Genomic DNA, 17,234 nt, shown 5'->3' on the forward strand with positions numbered 1-17,234 from the left:
TGGCGGACTCAGCCCGGAACAATTTGAAAACCAGACCCTCGCTTAGTCGTGTGTCCATTGTTAGTGGGTAAGATCAGACAACCGGGCCAGCAAGCGAGACAAAACCATCAAAAACTATAGGTGTTATAGCTGTGATGGAGGATTCAATCGTTTGTATGGAACGCCACTGGCAAGATGTCGACAGGAGTTTATTCCGTTATGGCCCCACATTGCTGTTTATCGCCTTTCAGGGATGATGACCGCCAAGATTAGTGAACGCCTGAATATTTCGATAGCTGGTGTTTACCATCGTGATAATGTCATCGCCGAGATAATGCGTGTGGACTATCCCACGTTGTATGCGTGGTGGTTCCCACGTCAGCAGCGGGAATTTGTAGAACCACCCGACAAGGTGAATCAGCAATGTGCACAGTTCAAAGCCTGGCTACATGAGCTTGAGTTCAGCCAAACGGCTGACTGTTCGGAGTGTGGACAATATTGCTACCGTATCCATGCCCGCCCGCAATTCTACTGCACGGGCTGTCAGCAAGGCTTCAACCTGCTAGCCAATACCCCCCTGAGAAAGCACTATCATATGCCACTCTGGTCATCTTATGTCGATTGTTAGTGGGTAAGATCAATCGCTGCCTTTTCGAGTCCAAGACCATTCCTTTAACAACTTAATGAGTACCGCTGGGAGTGGGTAGGTGCGTTCTTGCCGGGTTTTTGTCCTCGTGGTGGGCAGAGTCCAGATTTGGGCATCCAGATCCAGCTCGGACCATGTCATCTTAGTTACTTCACTCTTCCTGGCCCCCGTGACCATCAGAAAACGCATTGCTGCATGTGATGGAGTATCGCCAAGGCAGTGCCAGAGAGTGTGGTACTGTTTTGTACTCAGGCAGTTTTCACGAATTTTACCGATAAAGGTTGTAACGGTTTTGCGCCCATGCTCTTCAGTTCTGAAATGCATAACTTGTTTACTATGATTGACCTCACTGGCCGCACCCCCAATAATGGCAAACGTCGACACGGGGTGCCCTTAGGGGCTGAGAAATTACCCGTATTACCTGATCTGGATTATGCCAGCGTAGGGATGTCGCGGTATCTCAGCCGGTACCCGCCTTCTTGAACGCCGGTTGGGAGCATTATGTTTACTCGACCTGATGTGTTACCCGGCACCCGTGCCGCGGCCTGCTTTAACCAATTTAAACGCCAACCTCCATTGATCCACTGCCTGACCAACGAAGTGGTGCAAGAGTTGACGGCCAACGTGCTGCTGGCGCTGGGTGCTTCCCCGGCGATGGTGGTGGAACCGGAAGAGGCCGCGCAGTTCAGCCGCGTGGCCGATGCGCTGTTGATCAACATAGGCACCCTGCACGCATCGCGAGCAGAATCGATGTTAGCCGCCATCGAGGCTGCAAATCGTGCTGATAAACCCTGGTTACTGGATCCGGTTGCCGTTGGGGGATTGGAATATCGCGCTACCTTCGCCCGCCGTTTACTCACCTTGCGGCCTGCGGCGATCCGTGGCAACGCGTCGGAAATCATTGCCTTGAGTGGCCTGCAGACCAGCGCCCGTGGCGTAGATAGTCAGGATGACTCTCTGGTGGCGTTACCCGCAGCACGCGTATTGGCAAGTAATTGCGGGGCCATTGTGGCCGTCACCGGTGAGACAGATTACATCACCGATGGTGAGCGAGACTGGGCCGTCACGGGTGGCGATGTATTGATGACGCGCGTGGTGGGAACGGGCTGCGCGCTTTCTGCCGTCGTGGCAGCATTTTGCAGTTTGCCGGGCGATCGGTTGGATAACGTTGCCACCGCTTGTCGGGTGATGGCGCTATGTGGTGAAAGGGCCACGGCGCAGTGTTCTGGCCCTGGCAGCTTTACTGCTGCCTTCCTGGATGCCCTCCACCAACTGCGGATGGAGGATCTGCTATGAAACGGATTAACGCACTCACCATCGCTGGCACCGATCCCAGTGGCGGGGCTGGCATTCAGGCCGATCTGAAAGCCTTCTCTGCGTTGGGGGCTTATGGCACCAGCGTGATCACTGCGCTGGTGGCGCAGAATACCCGTGGCGTGCAGTCGGTGTATCACATCGAGCCGGCATTTGTGGCCGCCCAGCTGGATTCGGTACTCAGCGATGTCCGCATCGACAGCGCTAAAATTGGCATGTTGGCCAATGCCGATATCGTGCGGGCAGTGGCCGAGCGCCTACGCCATTACAAGCTACCTTATGTGGTGCTGGATACGGTGATGCTGGCTAAAAGCGGTGACCCGTTGCTGGCATCGGAAGCGGTGGAATCCATTCGCAGTGAGCTAATGCCGTTGGTTTCCATTATCACGCCGAACTTGCCAGAGGCCGCTGCTTTGTTGGCTTGCGCTCCGGCACAAAACGAATCGCAAATGCGCGAGCAGGGCCTGGCATTGTTAGCGATGGGCTGTCAGGCGGTGTTGATGAAGGGGGGGCACCTAAGTGAAGACGAAAGCCCTGATTGGCTATTTACCCCCGGCTTTGAGCAGCGCTTTAGTGCGCCACGCATAGCGACCAGGCACACTCACGGCACTGGCTGCACCTTATCTGCGGCACTGGCAGCCTTGCGCCCGCGTCACCCAAATTGGGCCGATACCGTGACTGCGGCAAAAAACTACCTGCAACAGGCCTTACAGCAGGCCGATAGTCTGGAGGTGGGGCAGGGGATTGGGCCGGTACACCATTTCCATGCCTGGTGGTGAGCCAACTTTTCCACTAGCCGATGCTATTTGGTCAGTTGCTTGATATTTTCCACCAAGCCCTCCATGATCGGGATCCAAGCCCAATGCGGCTCAGACTGATTGATTTATGCGAACAAAGGGAAGCAAGATGGCTGGTTATCAACCTCCTTATACCATTACTCCGGCTATCCTGAATCACGTGATTGAGGTGGGCGAGCTATTGGGGCATTGGGCCGCGCAAGCTGGGCAATCTTCACCTTTGTTACGCAAAGAGAACCGTATCCGCACCATCCAGGCGTCATTGGCCATTGAGCATAATAGCCTGTCTACTGAGCAGGTGACTGCGATCATGGACGGTAAGCGGGTGTTGGCACCGGCAAAAGATATTCAAGAAGTCCGTAACGCCATTCTTACCTATGAAAAATTGCCAAGCTGGCAAAGTCATCGCCTTGAGGATTTGTTGGCGGCACATGGCTTTTTAATGAGAGGGCTGGTCGATGCTCCGGGGCAGCTACGCAGCGGTAATGTTGGGGTATATCGGGATAAACAACTTATCCATATGGCACCACCTGCCAGCCAACTATCGCGTTTGGTTGGCGATCTGCTGGCGTGGTTAAAGCACACCGATATTCATCCACTTATCGCCAGCTCTATCTTTCATTATGAATTCGAATTTATTCATCCCTTTGCCGATGGTAATGGGCGAATGGGGCGTTTATGGCAAACGTTGATCCTCAGTGAATGGCGTTCAGAGCTGGCATGGCTACCGGTTGAAACCCTGATCCATAATCAGCAGCAGGACTATTACCGAGTTCTGGGAGTCTGTGATCGGGCTAGCGATTGCACCGCATTTATTGACTTCATGCTGGAGAAACTGGTGGCGGCATTAGCCGAAGGTATTGGCGGGCAGAAGGGGAAGTTTGCCACAATGTCGGAAGAAATGTCGGAAGAAATGTCGGAAGAAATGTCGGAAGAAAATTTACCACCGCTTAGTCGAACGACTGAACGTATCTTGGCCATTATTGCTGCCAATCCCTCCGTCACCATTGTCCAATTGGCGGAAACATTGGCGATGAGCAGCCGTACCATTGAGCGAAGCCTCAAGGTTCTCCAGGAAGGAAAGCGGTTAATCAGGGTTGGGGCAACCAAAAAAGGGTATTGGCAGGTTGTCTGACGAAAAACGCTGAGCCAACTTTCTCGCTTAATTGTGGTCTGAACTACTTGGAACTATGCTTTTGATTTCCCGAGGGAGAAGACCATGATAGGAAAAAAGAGCTTGCGGGGAGCCATGGTTGCAACTCTGCTTGGATTTAGCATCGGCAGTTTTGCCGAACAGATTATTACTGCCTCAGATTTGATCCAGCAACCAGGCTACCAAACCAGTTGGAAGAATATGGTGAAGGGCCAGGCCCAGTTACCGGGTTGGGCGCGCAAAGGGGTCGGTACTTCCACACCCGCCGAAACCGTCACCTGGAAGGGCCAAAGCTACCAGATCGGTAACATCTGCAAGCAGCATGACTGCGCTAATAACTTTATGATTGTGGCCTTTAAAGCAGACAAGTCCCAGGCCTGGGGTGTGCGGGTTGAAGTGCCCAATAAGCCGCAGGCAATCGACCATCCGAAGAAATACGCCAAATATCAATGGCTGGGTAAGCCGGATGATCAGATGAAAGCATTGCTGAAGAAACAGTTTGAGGGCAATCCAGACTGGAAATAACGTTGCTGAGGGGAAAAGCTACGCGCCAAGGCAGTAAAGTGGGCGTAGCATGCTACGCCCTACGGACAGTTCAGCCGATCCCTGCTTGATGCAGGTCGTGCAGATTGATTGCCCCTACCAGCACGCCATCGATATCCACCACCGGAGCGGCACTGATGTGCTGTTCGTGCAGCGCAGCCAGAGCTTCCCCGGCACGCCACTGTTCTGGCAACCGGTAGCCGGGGCGCGTGATCGCCGGGCTGAGGCCATCATTGAGGCTATTGCCCTTCACCAACCAGCGGCGCAGGTCGCCGTCGGTAAACACACCCACCACTTTTTGCTGTGCATCGCATACGGCTACCAGGCCTAGGCCGGTACGGCTCAACTCCAGCATGGCTTCCATCACGTTGGCACTTTCTTGCACCATCGGCAGGCGATCGCCGGTACGCATCAAATGATGGACGCGATTCAACAGGCGAGCACCCAGGCTGCCACCTGGATGGGAGCGGGCAAAATCTTCGGCATTAAAACCACGCTGGCGCATCAGGGCCATTGCCAATGCATCCCCCATCATCAGCGTAGTCACTCCGCTGGAAGTTGGCGCCAGGCCCATTGGGCAGGCTTCTCGCTCGACGCTGATGTCCAGCGTACAGGCGGCCCCCAGCGCCAGTGGCGACTCTTTGCCACCGGTCATGGCAATCACCGGGATCTTGCTTTCTGCCAGCAGGGGCAGGATCAGATCCAGTTCTTTGGCGCGGCCTGAATAGGAGATAAAGATCACCACATCATCGGCACCGATCATCCCCAGATCGCCATGTAAGGCTTCCGCCGGATGGACGAAAAACGACGGAGTGCCGGTGCTGGCAAGCGAAGCGGCAATCTTCTTGCCGATATGGCCGGATTTGCCGATACCGGAAATCACCGCCTTGCCACGGCAGTTGAGCAGCAGTTCGCAGGCGCGGACAAAGTTGTCATCCAGGCGTGCCAGCAGGCGTTGCGCTTCGGTCAGCTCAATCTCCAACGTTTCACGGGCAAAATTGAGCAGGGCTGTGGCGTTACTCATCAGTGGGGTCTCCTACCAGAATGATATTGATACCTTTGGCCTGTAGCGCAGCCAGGTAATCCGGGTTGATGCCGTTATCGGTGATCAGGGTATCCACGACGCTCAGATCGCACACCACGTTGGGGCTTTTGCGGCCAAACTTCGAGGAATCGACCAGCAACACAATGCGGCTGGCGGCTTCACACATCGCCTTGCTGACATTATGCACCTCATTAAAGGTGGTGACACCAGCATTGAGGTCGACACCGTCGGCACCAATAAACAGCTTGTCGAAGCTGAACTGCTGAAATGCCGACTCCGCCAGGCTGCCGTGAAAGGAGGCGGATTTTTTACGGTAGGTGCCGCCGGGCATCAGGATGGTTTGATCGTTATCCAGTTCCACCAGCGCGTTGACGATAGTCAGGCTGTTGGTCATCACGGTGATGTTATTGAACTGCGCCAGATGTGGCACCATCTGCAATACAGTGCTGCCTGCGTCAAAGATCAGCGAATCGCCATCGTCGATCAGCTTGATGGCGGCATAGGCGATCTGCCGTTTCTTTTCGGTGTTGATATGGGTTTTACGGTCGATGGGCTGATCGCCATCGTCACGGCTAAGCACCACACCGCCATAGGTACGGATCACCTCGCCTTCTTCTTCCAGCAAGGTGAGATCTTTACGGATGGTGGTACCGGTAGTAGAGAAATGCTCTGCTAGGGCATCCACTGCCGTTTTGCCATGCCGCTGCAGGTATTCGAGGATAGCGGCTTGCCGCTGCTTTGGTTTCATACAGATCCCTGTTCACAAGAGTGGACCATTCCTCTCGGTTAGATAGTTCACTATGAAAGGTAATGTCTTTTAATGTGAAAATATCATGATTTCGGTGCGATCGCTAACGATAGTGCAGTTTGGCATGCCTGATCCTCAGGGAAGATCACATCTGGGCAAAGTTGTTGCTGATGCATGCCATGTAACTGCTTGAGTTGTTTAGGCTGGGCGAAGATGGTCAGGCCGCGCATCAGCATGCTGCCACATACCCGCTGTTGGGCGTCAAACGCCAGTGCCAATACCACGCGGGGTTTGAACCGCCCCCCAGAGCGGCCAACGCCGACGGTGCCCAACAGACATAGACGATTGAATGCGTGGTTAAAACGCTGGATCTGCCACCAACCCAGAGCGATTTGCATCAGCCAGGCGATAACGGCGAAAGTGATTAGTGCGCTGGTCATACGGTTGTTCTCCTGTGTGAAAATAAAGGGGAGAGCTAGATGCTTTTTTCCCCTTATCCCTAATGTCAGCTCGTAAATCAGAACATCACCTGTCCGCCAGTAATGTTGATCGATTGGCCGGTGCAGTAAGAGGCTTTATCGCTGGCGTAGAACAGCAGCGTGTTCAGCACGTCCTGATAGTCACAGCCGCGTTTCAACGGCACCTTATCGGTGTAATACTTCTCGACTTCCTCCGTCTTGATGCCCAACTTCTGGGCATATTGCGGCAATAGTGACTGGAACATCGGCGATTTCAACAGATTGCCGAGCATCAGAGAGTGTACGGTAATACCGTAATCGGCCAGATCGAGAGCCAGCGACTGCGTCAACCCAACGCCACCGAACTTGGCAGCGCTGTAGCCGGAATTATGCTTGCTGCCGACCTTGCCGGATTTAGAATTGATCTGAATGATGCGTCCGGCGATACCGTCGCGGATCATCAGGCGGGAGAACTCGCGGGCACACAGGAAATAACCCACCAGGTTCACCTGTAAGGAGCGGTCAAAATCACCCAGTTGGAAATCGGTGATCGGCGCGGCTTTGGCAATCCCGGCGCTGTACACCAACAGGTTTGCCTGACCAAAAGCCCGGTCAACCGCATTAGCCAGCGCGATAACGCTGGCCTCATCGGTGGCATCGGCCTGGAAACCGATGGCGCGATCGGCCCCGAATTCCTGATTGATTTGCTGTGCCACCAGATTGGCGTTGTCGGCATTCAGATCGGCCACTGCAACGCGATACCCCGCTTCAGCCAGGCCATGGCACAGGAAAGCACCCAACGTTTGGCCACCGCCAATCACTACAGCTACTTCAGACATGATCTACTCCTTATGCGATAAATTTCAGTGTGCTGCCTAACGGGACATCGGCGGGCGTGCTACCTGTTACGTGGATCGTCCCAGGGAATTCGGCCTGAGTTTCGCCGTCAAAACGCACGGTGATATGGCCCAGTTCGCGCAGGTTCTGGGTGGCAACCTCTCCGACGGCGGTGATGGGGTAGCGCCGATTGCCAAGTTCCATCACGCCCCCGGTTTGTAATTCACCAGCGGTATCGCCGTGCTGGTGGATGAAGCAGTACTCTTCAATATCTGCTGGGGCACCTTCGCGGAAGGTGATTAGCATGTTATCCAACAGAGCGTCACGGGCGCAGCCGCCAATCTGGGTGATGGTGGTCTGGAAAATGGTGTTCATGGTTTTCCTCCGGGCAATTTATTGATAAATAAAGGCCGATGCGGCCCAGGCGATCAGTACCGTTGGTGCGCCGGTGAGGAAGCGCCCGACCAGAACCGAAGGGACGCCGACACGCACCGTATCCTGCTTGGCCTCTGCCAAGGACAGACCCACCGGGATAAAGTCGCAGGCGGCCTGGGCGTTAATGGCGAACAGTGCCGGGAGTGCCAACTGAGGGGGGATATGACCAAGGCCAATCTGTACGCCCACCAACACGCCGATGACCTGAGCGATGACGGCGCCCGGGCCGAGGAACGGTGAAAGCAGTGGGAAGGAACAGATCAGCGCCAATGTCACCAAGCCGATTGGGCTGTTGGCCAGCGGCGTCAGGCCGTGGGCGATAAAGTCACCCAGACCAGAGGCCATGATGATGCCGATCAGCGCCGAGACGAAGGCCATAAACGGCAGAATGGTTTTTAACACGGTGTCGATGGTGTCACGTCCGGCCTGGAAGAATACCGCCACCACCGAGCCCATGCCCATGCCAACCTTGGCCAACAAACCATCGCTTTGCTCGGTGATTTTCTTGCTGGTATCGTAGTCGCGGGCTTTCGGCTGCAGTTGGGGTAGGGGAGCCGTAGAACTCTCGGCAACCTCGACCAGACTGATGTTGTCTTCCCGCACGCCAGAAACGTAGATATCTTCCAGAATAAACTGTGCCAGCGGGCCAGACTGGCCGGTCGCGTGGATATTGATGGTTGGAATACGGCGTTTAGGATAGATACCGCAACGCAAGGTACCACCACAGTCAATAATCGCCAGACCGATCTCTTCTGCTGGCGGTTCGCCTTCTTTGAAACCGTCCACGGCAGGCCAGCCGGTTAAATCGCTGAGTTTGTCGACAATAGCCGGGCGAGTTCCGGCGGTGATATAGACGATCTTCTTGCCAGGCTCAATGGGCAATTGCAGTGGACCACCCCAGCCGCTGGCACCTTTCTCGATACGGATATAAGCACTCATGCTGCACTCCACAAATTAAAGTTGAACCTGACGATCCAGTTGGATGCCCATCTTGCGTTCAAACACGCTGGTGGTGAGATCGGTGATCCAACCCCGGAAGAAGTTGGTAAATAGCCCCACCAGGAAATAGCTCACCGCCAACGGCCCCAGCGGCAGGCCAAGCGTGGTCAGCCCGCTGGCGATACCGAGGTAGACAAACAGTTCGCCGGGGTTGATATGCGGGAACAGGCCGTTCATGGAGTGGCAACTGTAAGAGGCGGCGGCGTAGTAACTCGGTTTATATTTCTCTGGCATAAAGCGCCCGAGGCTGAGGGTCATTGGGTTACAGAACACAAAGGTGCCGATTAGCGGCAGCAGCAGATAGCGTGAAACCGGGTTACCGGCACAGCGCTGTGCCAAACGTTCGATACGTTCCTGGCCAACAAACTTGATCAACGCGTTCATGATAACTAACAGGCTGATCAACAACGGTAAAATGCCGGTCACCATACCGACAAACACTTCTCCGCCTTTTTGGAACAGACCGATAAACCATTCGGCTCCATGGGTTATTAGCTCAATCATTTTATTCTCCTGTGATGGATGCTATGGCCTGGAGCGAAGTGCGGCTCTGTCGCCATGGCCCTACAGTAATCACTTTATAGCTATTTTTGTTTTAAATAGATCACATTTTGAAAGATAAATATTTTATTGTGAAAGATTAATTTGAAAGAAAAACAAATATCAACACAAGGATAGGGGGGTGGGGAATGAAAAAGGCCCAGCAGAGCTGAGCCTTTAATGCTAATTATTTGATAAATAAAGATTAAGCGATGGTGACTCTGTTGTCGAGATAGGTGTCCTGCACGGCATTGATCAAGGCAATGCCATCCTTCATCGATTTCTTGAACGCTTTACGTCCCAGGATCAGTCCCATACCACCGGCCCGTTTGTTGATCACTGCGGTACGCACTGACTCTTGCAGGTCGTTTTCCCCTGCCGCGCCGCCAGAGTTGATCAAACCGGCACGGCCCATGTAGCAGTTTGCCAGCTGGTAGCGCACCAGGTCGATCGGGTGATCGGTGGTCAGCTTGTCATAGACGCGATCATCGGTATAACCGAATTTCACCGCGCGGTAGCCGCCGTTATTCTCGGCCATTTTCTGTTTAACGATATCGGCACCGATGGTAGCGGCTATGTGGTTGGCTTGGCCGGTCAGATCGGCGCTGGAATGATAGTCTACACCATCCTTGTTGAAGGCCGGGTTACGCAAATAGGCCCACAATACGGTCACCATGCCCAGTTCGTGAGCGCGCTCAAAGGCGATCGAGATCTCTTCAATCTGGCGGCGTGACTGCTCGGAACCGAAGTAAATTGTTGCACCAACGGCCACCGCACCCATGTTGAATGCCTGCTCAACGCTGGCATACAGGGTTTGGTCGTATTGCGTTGGATAGCTCAGGGTTTCGTTGTGGTTCAGTTTGACCAGGAACGGGATCTTGTGGGCGTAGCGGCGGGAGACCGAAGCCAGCACGCCGTAAGTGGAGGCCACGCAGTTACACCCGGCTTCGATCGCCAGTTCAACGATATTTTTTGGATCAAAATAGAGCGGGTTGGCGGCAAACGAGGCCCCGGCAGAGTGCTCCACGCCCTGATCGACCGGTAGGATCGACAGGTAACCGGTGCCTGCCAGGCGGCCATGGTTCAGCAAGGTTTGCATTGAGCGCAGCACGCTGTTTGGACGGTTGTTGTCGATCATCACCCGATCAACAAAGTCGCCACCGGGCAGGTACAGATTTTCAGCAGGGATGGTGGTGCAGCGGTGTTGCAATAAGTCTTCCGCTTCCTTACCTAACAATTGTGCAATATCCGTCATGATTCACTCCCGTTAAAGCTTCCTATACACCGGTAAGTCTGGGTATTTGGCCACCGGCGTAGTCAAAAGCGGTGATTGAAGCTATGCAAAAGATACTAATCAAAACCTGATGGTGCGAAGAGACAATAGGTGCGATTGAGAAGAAATGCTATTTAGAAGGCAAAATTTGCGAGTGAGCGTTTGTTGATGGCGTCCCCTTTCCTGGTCGGAGAGGGGAACAGCTTTTACTCGGCTTCAAACCAGTCGGTGTTTTGCAGGGCAATCGGGGTGATCGAATAGATCATTTCCTGCAAATGCTCGTGAATAGCCCGCTCCGCCGCATCCGGATCCTGGGCTTTAAGTGCCTCAAAAATACGGTAATGCTGGTGGATCAGATTCTCCGGCGGTGACACTTCGCTCAGGCTGAGGAAGCGCACCCGGTCCATCGTCGCTTTGATGGTCTCGATGGTTTCCCAAGCCAGGGCGCAGTTGGCCATTTGCGTCAGCAGATGGTGGAATTCGTCGTCCAGTGCCAAAAATTCGCGGATCTGATTATTCTGTGCCGCCAGCTCTTGGCGATGCAGATTATGCTCCAGCGTCATCAGTTGCTCGGGGGTGATGCTGGTGGCAACGCGCCGCACGATGGCACATTCCACCGCCTGACGGATAAAGCGTCCGTCGGCCACCCGTTTGGCGGAGATTTTCATCACAAAGGTACCGCGCTGCGGCAAGATCTGCACTAGCCCCGCCTCAGCCAGTTTGATAAAGGCTTCGCGCACCGGCTGGCGTGAAACACTGAAACGGGTGGAGATCTCTTTCTCGGAAAGCAACGTGCCCGGTGGGATGGTGCAATCGACAATATCTTTGCGCAGGAAACGATAGATCTGCTGATTGACCGGGACGTTATTCGTGAGGATGTACGATTCTGACATGGCGACAATTAATATGTAAGGGTAATGGTGAATTCCACCATACTAGCAGATTACCCTGTGAAAGCGGGCGGATAAATCCACCCGCTTTCTATGCGTTTCTATTAACGTGCAAGCACTCTTGCCATCGTCGCTTTAGCTCCCCGCGCCAACAGCGCCAGATAAGCATGGGTCACAAGCTCAACGAAGCGTTGATTATCCGGCAGGTCGCGTCCGAACACTGAGGTCATTTGCAGTAGCGCCATCACGCGAGCCTCACCTTCCGCACTATTGGCGACGCGCTGCGCAATTTCCTCACGTAATGGATCGCTGATGTCGATCGGCTGACCCTGTTCATCCTTACCCCCGACGTAACGCATCCAGCCCGCCACACCCAGGGCCAGACAGTCAAAATCACTGCCGTTGGCCAAATGCCAGCGTACCGAATCCAGCATGCGTTGCGGCAGCTTTTGCGTGCCGTCCATAGCGATCTGCCAGGTGCGATGCTTTAACGCCGTGTTGCGATAACGTGCCAGCAGGGAATCGGCGTATTTCTCCAGATCGGTTCCCGGCGTGTTCAGCGTGGGAGCCTGTTCTGCCAGCATCAGATGGCGGGCAGCATTGACGTAATGCTCATCCTGCATACAGTCGCTAATGTGTTGGTAACCGGCCAGATAACCCAGATAGGCCAGGAACGAGTGGCTGCCGTTCAGCATACGCAGCTTCATCTCTTCGAACGGCAAGACGTCGCTGACCAGTTCGGCACCGGCTTGTTCCCATGCCGGGCGGCCAGCCACGAAGTTGTCCTCAATCACCCATTGGCGGAATGGTTCGCAGGCCACGGCTGCCGGATCCTGCACGCCGGTTTGCTGTGCGACCAAGGCCAGGGTGTCTGGCGTCACGGCAGGCACGATGCGATCGACCATGGTGGAAGGGAAGGTGACGTGCGTTTCGATCCACGCGGCTAACGCCGGATCGAGCGCTTTGGCATAGGTGGTGATCACGTTGCGGGTCACATGGCCGTTTTCCGGCATATTGTCGCAAGACATTACGCTGAACGCAGGTTGCCCGGCCGCTTTACGCTGCGCCAAGGCTGCGACGATGACCCCAACGGCGCTCTGCGGGTAATGCGGATTAGCCAGATCCCGCACAATTAGCGGATGATCCAGCTGCAACTGGCCTGTGGCGGGGGAATGGCAGTAGCCTTTTTCGGTGATGGTCATGGACACAATCGCCACTTCGGGCTGGGCCAGGGCCTGGAATACGGCGTCCAGCCCGTCGACTTGTGCATGCAGCGCTTGTTTTACTATGCCCACCACCCGGCATCGCCAGGCATCGGCTGACATCTCGGCCACGCTGTAGAGCATATCTTGTTGTTTGAGATCGGCGATTTGCTGTTCGCCGCCGATCAGGTTGATTTCGCAGTAACCCCAGTCGCTGCCGTGCTCCTGTGCCAGAATATCTGCGTATATCGCCTGGTGGGCGCGATGAAAGGCACCAAAGCCCAAATGAACCAGGCGTGGAACCAGTTTGCTACGATCGTATTGCGGAACAATGGCGTTGGCGGCTAACAGCTTGGTATCCATGTTAAAACTCACTGTGTGATGTGAAGGGGATTAATGACTGCTGACGTGCTGGGCTATCGGCAGCGCTGGGCTTTCCGCGGCATCTTCCGGCAGGCTCAGGTCGCGATCTTTTATCTCTGGCATCAATATCGCTGCCAGCAAACCGATAACGGAGTAAACGATCATCATGGTTGCAATTGGCCACCAGGAGTCGGTCATATTGCAGAAGATACCGGCTAATACCGGGCCGAAGCCGACCGCCACCAAACCACCGGCCTCTTTGGAGATCGCCATGCGGGTAAAGCGGTTACGTGAACCAAACATTTCCGCCATGGTGATATTTTCCAGTGCAAACAGGCCCAGCACCGCGACGTTATGGATAATAATGATCGAGGCCATAATCACGTTCACCTCATTGGTCTTATCCACAATCATCGAAATCATTGGGTAAGCCAGAATGATGGCGGAGATATTGACCAGGATATAAGGCACCCGGCGGCCGATCTTGTCTGAGAGCCAGCCAAGGAACGGGATAGTAATAAAGCCAATGGCGGAGCTGATCATCAAGGCGTCGGTTGGGATAGCCTTCTCAAACAGCAGGGTTTGCACCAGATAACCGGCCAGGAAGGTCTGGATCAGACCGGAGTTGCCTGCCTGGCCGAAACGCAGCCCGGTAGCCAGCCAGAAGGATTTGCTGCTGAACATTGCCGACAGCGAATGGGTATTGTCAGCCACGGCGTTAGCCGGTGTTGCGGTGGTACTGTCGTCGTTCACCTTTTCAAACACTGGGCTTTCTTTCAGGTTCATACGCAGCCAGATGGCGAACAGCATGACGACCACGCTGGCCAGGAAAGGTACGCGCCAGCCCCAGGCCAGCAGCTCTTCTTTCGACAGGAAGAAGAACATCACAGCCCAGATAGCGGTTGCCGACAGTGTGCCGCAGTTGGTGCCCATGGCAACCAGTGAGGAGATAATCCCACGTTTACCTTTAGGTGCATATTCCGCCAGCATGGTGCCGGCTCCGGATATTTCCGCACCGGCACCCAGCCCTTGAATAATACGCAGTAACACCAGTAACAAGGGGGCGAAAATACCGATTTGCGCATAGGTTGGCAGTACGCCGATTAAGGTGGTGCAGATCCCCATCATGGTAATGGTAATAAACAGCACCTTTTTACGGCCGATGGTATCCCCCATGCGTCCAAAGAAGAAGGCACCCGCGATACGGGCGATATAACCAGCGCCGTAAGTGCCCATCGCCAAGATCAACGCCATGGCGGCGGATTGTTCCGGGAAAAATATTTCATGGAAGACTAATGCTGCACCTAGCGAATAAAGCTGAAAATCCATAAATTCCAGTGCGGTACCAAGCCAGCCAGAAACGGCCGCCTTGATCAGATCCGAGGTACTTCTTTCCGGCTGAGTGTTGTCAATTTTTGCGTTCATCATTGTTCTGTTCTCTGCAAATTGTTGTTGTAAGGACGGCAAAGATGAGGTTCAGAAGCCCCTGTTTCTTTCCAGCTACAGCAGGCCGTAGCTGGAAAGTGGTCAGGTCAGAATTTCAGTAAAACTTTACAGCACTGCTTTTGGTCTTTTTCGAAGATCTCCATCGCTTCAATCACTTGCGTAAACGTAAACTGATGGGTGATCAGTTTCTCTGGTTGGATCTGGCGTTGCGTCATCCAGGCAATCACCTGCGGGAAGCGGTTGCTGTTGAGGCGTGAACTGTAAATCGAGATCTCTTTGCTGGTAATGGCTTGCTGGCTGATCACGCAGGGCTCGGCAGAGAAGCCCATAATGCCAATGCGTGCAGCGGGAGAAGCCAAGTCGATTGCCTCTGGCAGAATGGCAGGGTGGCAGGCTGCATCGATGATCAGCGTTGGCCGGATGCCGAGTTTTTGTAACTCGCTGGCCAAATCAAGCTGGCTGTTGTTGATCACTACATCCGCGCCGTTGGCGGTGGCCATCGCCAGGCGCTCATCGATACGGTCAGCCACCACAATCTGTTTAACGCCGTAAACGCCGCGCAGCGCCTGAATAGAGGTGAGGCCCATCGGCCCTGCACCATACACCAATGCTACATCTAGCGGGCCAGGTTGCAGTTGGCTACAGATGTTGGCAGCAATGGTGAAGGGTTCGACCATAGTGGCTTCGTTATCTGGAATGCTGTCCGGCACCCGATGGGCATTTTGGGCAGGTAGCGTCACATATTCGCTGAATCCGCCGTCACGGTGCACGCCAATGACCTGCAGTTCGGTGCAGACGTTTGGCCTGCCCACCGAGCAGGGATAGCAATGGCCACAGCTGACAACCGGATCACCCACCACGCGTTCTCCGATGCGTGACGGGTCTACACCTTCGCCGATAGCGTCGATATGGCCAAAGAATTCATGGCCGATCACGCGTGGATATTTGGCAAACGGGTTATGGCCGCGATAGATATGCACGTCGGAACCGCAGATCCCGGCGCTAGCCACACGGATCCGGACTTCACCTTGTAGCGGCGATGGCAACGGACATTCTTCAATCACTAGTTGCCCTGGCTGTTGAACAGTAATGCTTTTCATGGAAATTCCTCGGGTTACCAGTTCCACAGGGTGCCGTCTTCCAGGCGTGCTACCGGCAGGTAGGCTGGATCGTAGGGATATTTGGCCGCCAGTTTTTCGTCAAACTCGATGCCCAACCCTGGTTTTTCGCCCGGATGCATATAGCCGTTGTCGAACGTCCAGTTATGAGGGAACACTTCCAGCATCTGTTCGGAGTAACCCATATATTCCTGCACGCCGAAGTTCGGCACCCACAGGTCAAAGTGCAACGCCGCTGCCATGCAGATTGGCGAAAGATCGGAAGGGCCGTGGGAGCCGGTACGCACCTGATACAGCGAAGCGAAATCGGCGATACGGCGCATACCGGTGATGCCTCCAGCGTGGGTGATGGTGGTACGGATGTAATCGATCAACTGCTCTTCAATCAGCTGCTTGCAATCCCAGATGCTGTTGAACACCTCACCGACCGCAATCGGGGTCACGGTATGCTGGCGGATCAGGCGGAAGCACTCCTGGTTTTCGGCTGGGGTGGGATCTTCCATCCAGAACAGGCGGTATTGCTCGACGCTTTTGCCAAAGCGGGCGGCTTCGATCGGCGTCAAACGGTGATGCATGTCGTGCAGCAGATGTTCGTCAAAACCGAATTTGCTACGTACGGCTTCAAACAGTTTAGGGGTGAAATCGAGGTATTTCTCGGTTGACCACAGCTGCTCTTCCGGCCAGTTACCTTTGGTGGCTGGCTCATATGCCAGGCCTTTGCCCTTGGCCATGCCGTAGGTGGTTTTCATCCCTGGTACACCGCATTGTGCACGGATCGCCTTGAAGCCTAGCTCCTTGTGCTTGGCATAATCGTCCAGGACTTCGTCAATCGAGTGACCGGTGGTGTGGCAATACACCATGACGCCGGTACGTGAAGCGCCACCCAGCAACTGGTACAGCGGCATATTGGCCGCTTTGGCCTTGATATCCCACAGTGCCGTATCCACCGCAGAGATTGCCGACATGGTCACCGGGCCACGGCGCCAGTAAGCACCTTTGTAGAAGTACTGCCAGATATCCTCAATTTGGTGAGCATCGCGGCCAATCAGCTGCGGGCAGACGTGATCTTCCAGATAAGACGCTACCGGTAGTTCGCGGCCATTCAGGGTTGCATCGCCGATCCCGGTTAGCCCGCAGTCGGTCGTGATCTTCAGGGTGACGAAATTTCTCCCTGGGCAGGTGACAAACACCTCGGCCTTAATAATTTTCATGACTTCCACATCCTGTTTATGCTGATAACGTATGGGCGGAAATTAACCTTGAACTGACTACCATACAAGTATGACTTGTGAGAATTGCCGATTGAGATCACATTTATTCGTGGATAGCAGACGTGGGGGTGGCGGTTTTATCTTGAGGTAAAAAGAGGGTGGTTGGTTCGCAGGTGTGTTCAGGAGTGGGAGCTAATTTGTAGCACGTACTGTCCCCTCTCCTTGGGGCTGTCTCTT

The 17,234-nt window shown here is 54.4% G+C and carries 19 protein-coding genes and 1 riboswitch; of the genes, 5 read left to right on the top strand and 14 right to left on the bottom strand.

The window, feature by feature from the left end; all coding sequences use genetic code 11:
* The first annotated feature begins 235 nt into the window (after positions 1-235).
* Complete coding sequence (locus tag KAJ71_RS13365) at positions 236-607, top strand: hypothetical protein (protein ID WP_248946189.1); 372 nt, start codon at positions 236-238, stop codon at positions 605-607.
* 9 nt (positions 608-616) lie between these two features.
* On the opposite strand, the gene KAJ71_RS13370 is transcribed toward KAJ71_RS13365, so the two are convergent.
* Complete coding sequence (locus KAJ71_RS13370) at positions 617-1,009, bottom strand: tyrosine-type recombinase/integrase (RefSeq protein ID WP_248946190.1); 393 nt, start codon at positions 1,007-1,009, stop codon at positions 617-619.
* A riboswitch (TPP riboswitch) is annotated at positions 999-1,090 on the top strand. It overlaps the preceding gene by 11 nt.
* Before the next feature lie 36 nt (positions 1,091-1,126).
* Here KAJ71_RS13370 and thiM point away from each other — a divergent pair.
* From thiM to KAJ71_RS13390, 4 genes are all read left to right on the top strand, one after another.
* Positions 1,127-1,921, top strand: coding sequence for a hydroxyethylthiazole kinase (gene thiM / locus KAJ71_RS13375; protein WP_248946191.1), 795 nt, complete (start codon positions 1,127-1,129; stop codon positions 1,919-1,921).
* Positions 1,918-2,718, top strand: coding sequence for a bifunctional hydroxymethylpyrimidine kinase/phosphomethylpyrimidine kinase (thiD, locus tag KAJ71_RS13380; RefSeq protein WP_248946192.1), 801 nt, complete (start codon positions 1,918-1,920; stop codon positions 2,716-2,718). Before thiM ends, thiD begins: the two co-directional genes overlap by 4 nt.
* A 127-nt stretch (positions 2,719-2,845) precedes the next feature.
* A complete protein-coding gene (locus tag KAJ71_RS13385) occupies positions 2,846-3,871 on the top strand; it encodes a Fic family protein (RefSeq protein ID WP_248946193.1) in 1,026 nt (341 codons plus the stop codon).
* 84 nt (positions 3,872-3,955) lie between these two features.
* Positions 3,956-4,414 (top strand): inhibitor of vertebrate lysozyme family protein, encoded by a 459-nt coding sequence (locus KAJ71_RS13390; protein ID WP_248946194.1) that lies wholly within the window; start codon positions 3,956-3,958, stop codon positions 4,412-4,414.
* Positions 4,415-4,484: 70 nt separating this feature from the next.
* On the opposite strand, the gene gutQ is transcribed toward KAJ71_RS13390, so the two are convergent.
* The 13 genes from gutQ to manD all read right to left on the bottom strand — a co-directional run bounded on the left by gutQ (position 4,485) and on the right by manD (position 16,997).
* A complete protein-coding gene (gutQ, locus tag KAJ71_RS13395) occupies positions 4,485-5,456 on the bottom strand; it encodes an arabinose-5-phosphate isomerase GutQ (protein ID WP_248946195.1) in 972 nt (323 codons plus the stop codon).
* On the bottom strand, positions 5,449-6,225 hold the full coding sequence (gene srlR, locus KAJ71_RS13400) for a glucitol operon DNA-binding transcriptional repressor SrlR (protein WP_248946196.1): 777 nt from the start codon (positions 6,223-6,225) through the stop codon (positions 5,449-5,451). The genes gutQ and srlR overlap by 8 nt, the downstream gene beginning before the upstream one ends.
* Before the next feature lie 83 nt (positions 6,226-6,308).
* Positions 6,309-6,665: a transcriptional regulator GutM gene (gutM, locus tag KAJ71_RS13405; RefSeq protein WP_248946197.1), complete on the bottom strand. Its 357-nt coding sequence runs from the start codon at positions 6,663-6,665 to the stop codon at positions 6,309-6,311.
* Positions 6,666-6,742: 77 nt separating this feature from the next.
* On the bottom strand, positions 6,743-7,522 hold the full coding sequence (gene srlD, locus KAJ71_RS13410) for a sorbitol-6-phosphate dehydrogenase (protein ID WP_248946198.1): 780 nt from the start codon (positions 7,520-7,522) through the stop codon (positions 6,743-6,745).
* A gap of 10 nt (positions 7,523-7,532) precedes the next feature.
* Positions 7,533-7,895, bottom strand: coding sequence for a PTS glucitol/sorbitol transporter subunit IIA (gene srlB / locus KAJ71_RS13415; RefSeq protein WP_248946199.1), 363 nt, complete (start codon positions 7,893-7,895; stop codon positions 7,533-7,535).
* Between the two features lie 18 nt (positions 7,896-7,913).
* Complete coding sequence (srlE, locus tag KAJ71_RS13420; RefSeq protein WP_248946200.1) at positions 7,914-8,894, bottom strand: PTS glucitol/sorbitol transporter subunit IIB; 981 nt, start codon at positions 8,892-8,894, stop codon at positions 7,914-7,916.
* Positions 8,895-8,909: 15 nt separating this feature from the next.
* The gene (gene srlA / locus KAJ71_RS13425; protein ID WP_025121953.1) at positions 8,910-9,458 is read right to left on the bottom strand and encodes a PTS glucitol/sorbitol transporter subunit IIC; all 549 of its coding nucleotides are present in this window, start codon (positions 9,456-9,458) and stop codon (positions 8,910-8,912) included.
* 241 nt (positions 9,459-9,699) lie between these two features.
* A complete protein-coding gene (gene fbaB / locus KAJ71_RS13430) occupies positions 9,700-10,749 on the bottom strand; it encodes a class I fructose-bisphosphate aldolase (RefSeq protein WP_248946201.1) in 1,050 nt (349 codons plus the stop codon).
* A 224-nt stretch (positions 10,750-10,973) separates the two neighbouring features.
* Positions 10,974-11,660 carry a GntR family transcriptional regulator gene (locus KAJ71_RS13435; RefSeq protein WP_248946202.1) on the bottom strand — a complete coding sequence of 229 codons (687 nt, stop codon included), beginning with the start codon at positions 11,658-11,660 and terminating at the stop codon, positions 10,974-10,976.
* Positions 11,661-11,761: 101 nt separating this feature from the next.
* Positions 11,762-13,222 (bottom strand): mannitol dehydrogenase family protein, encoded by a 1,461-nt coding sequence (locus KAJ71_RS13440; RefSeq protein ID WP_248946203.1) that lies wholly within the window; start codon positions 13,220-13,222, stop codon positions 11,762-11,764.
* A gap of 30 nt (positions 13,223-13,252) precedes the next feature.
* Entirely contained in the window at positions 13,253-14,647 is a 1,395-nt protein-coding gene (locus KAJ71_RS13445) for an MFS transporter (protein WP_248946305.1), read from the bottom strand.
* 107 nt (positions 14,648-14,754) lie between these two features.
* Positions 14,755-15,768, bottom strand: a complete 1,014-nt coding sequence (locus KAJ71_RS13450) for a Zn-dependent oxidoreductase (protein WP_248946204.1) — start codon at positions 15,766-15,768, stop codon at positions 14,755-14,757.
* Positions 15,769-15,782: 14 nt separating this feature from the next.
* Positions 15,783-16,997: a D-mannonate dehydratase ManD gene (manD, locus tag KAJ71_RS13455; RefSeq protein WP_248946205.1), complete on the bottom strand. Its 1,215-nt coding sequence runs from the start codon at positions 16,995-16,997 to the stop codon at positions 15,783-15,785.
* Between the last annotated feature and the right edge of the window lie 237 nt (positions 16,998-17,234).

Origin of the sequence: Serratia silvae, from assembly GCF_023282985.1 — a bacterium.
Classification (GTDB): Bacteria; Pseudomonadota; Gammaproteobacteria; order Enterobacterales; family Enterobacteriaceae; genus Chania; species Chania silvae.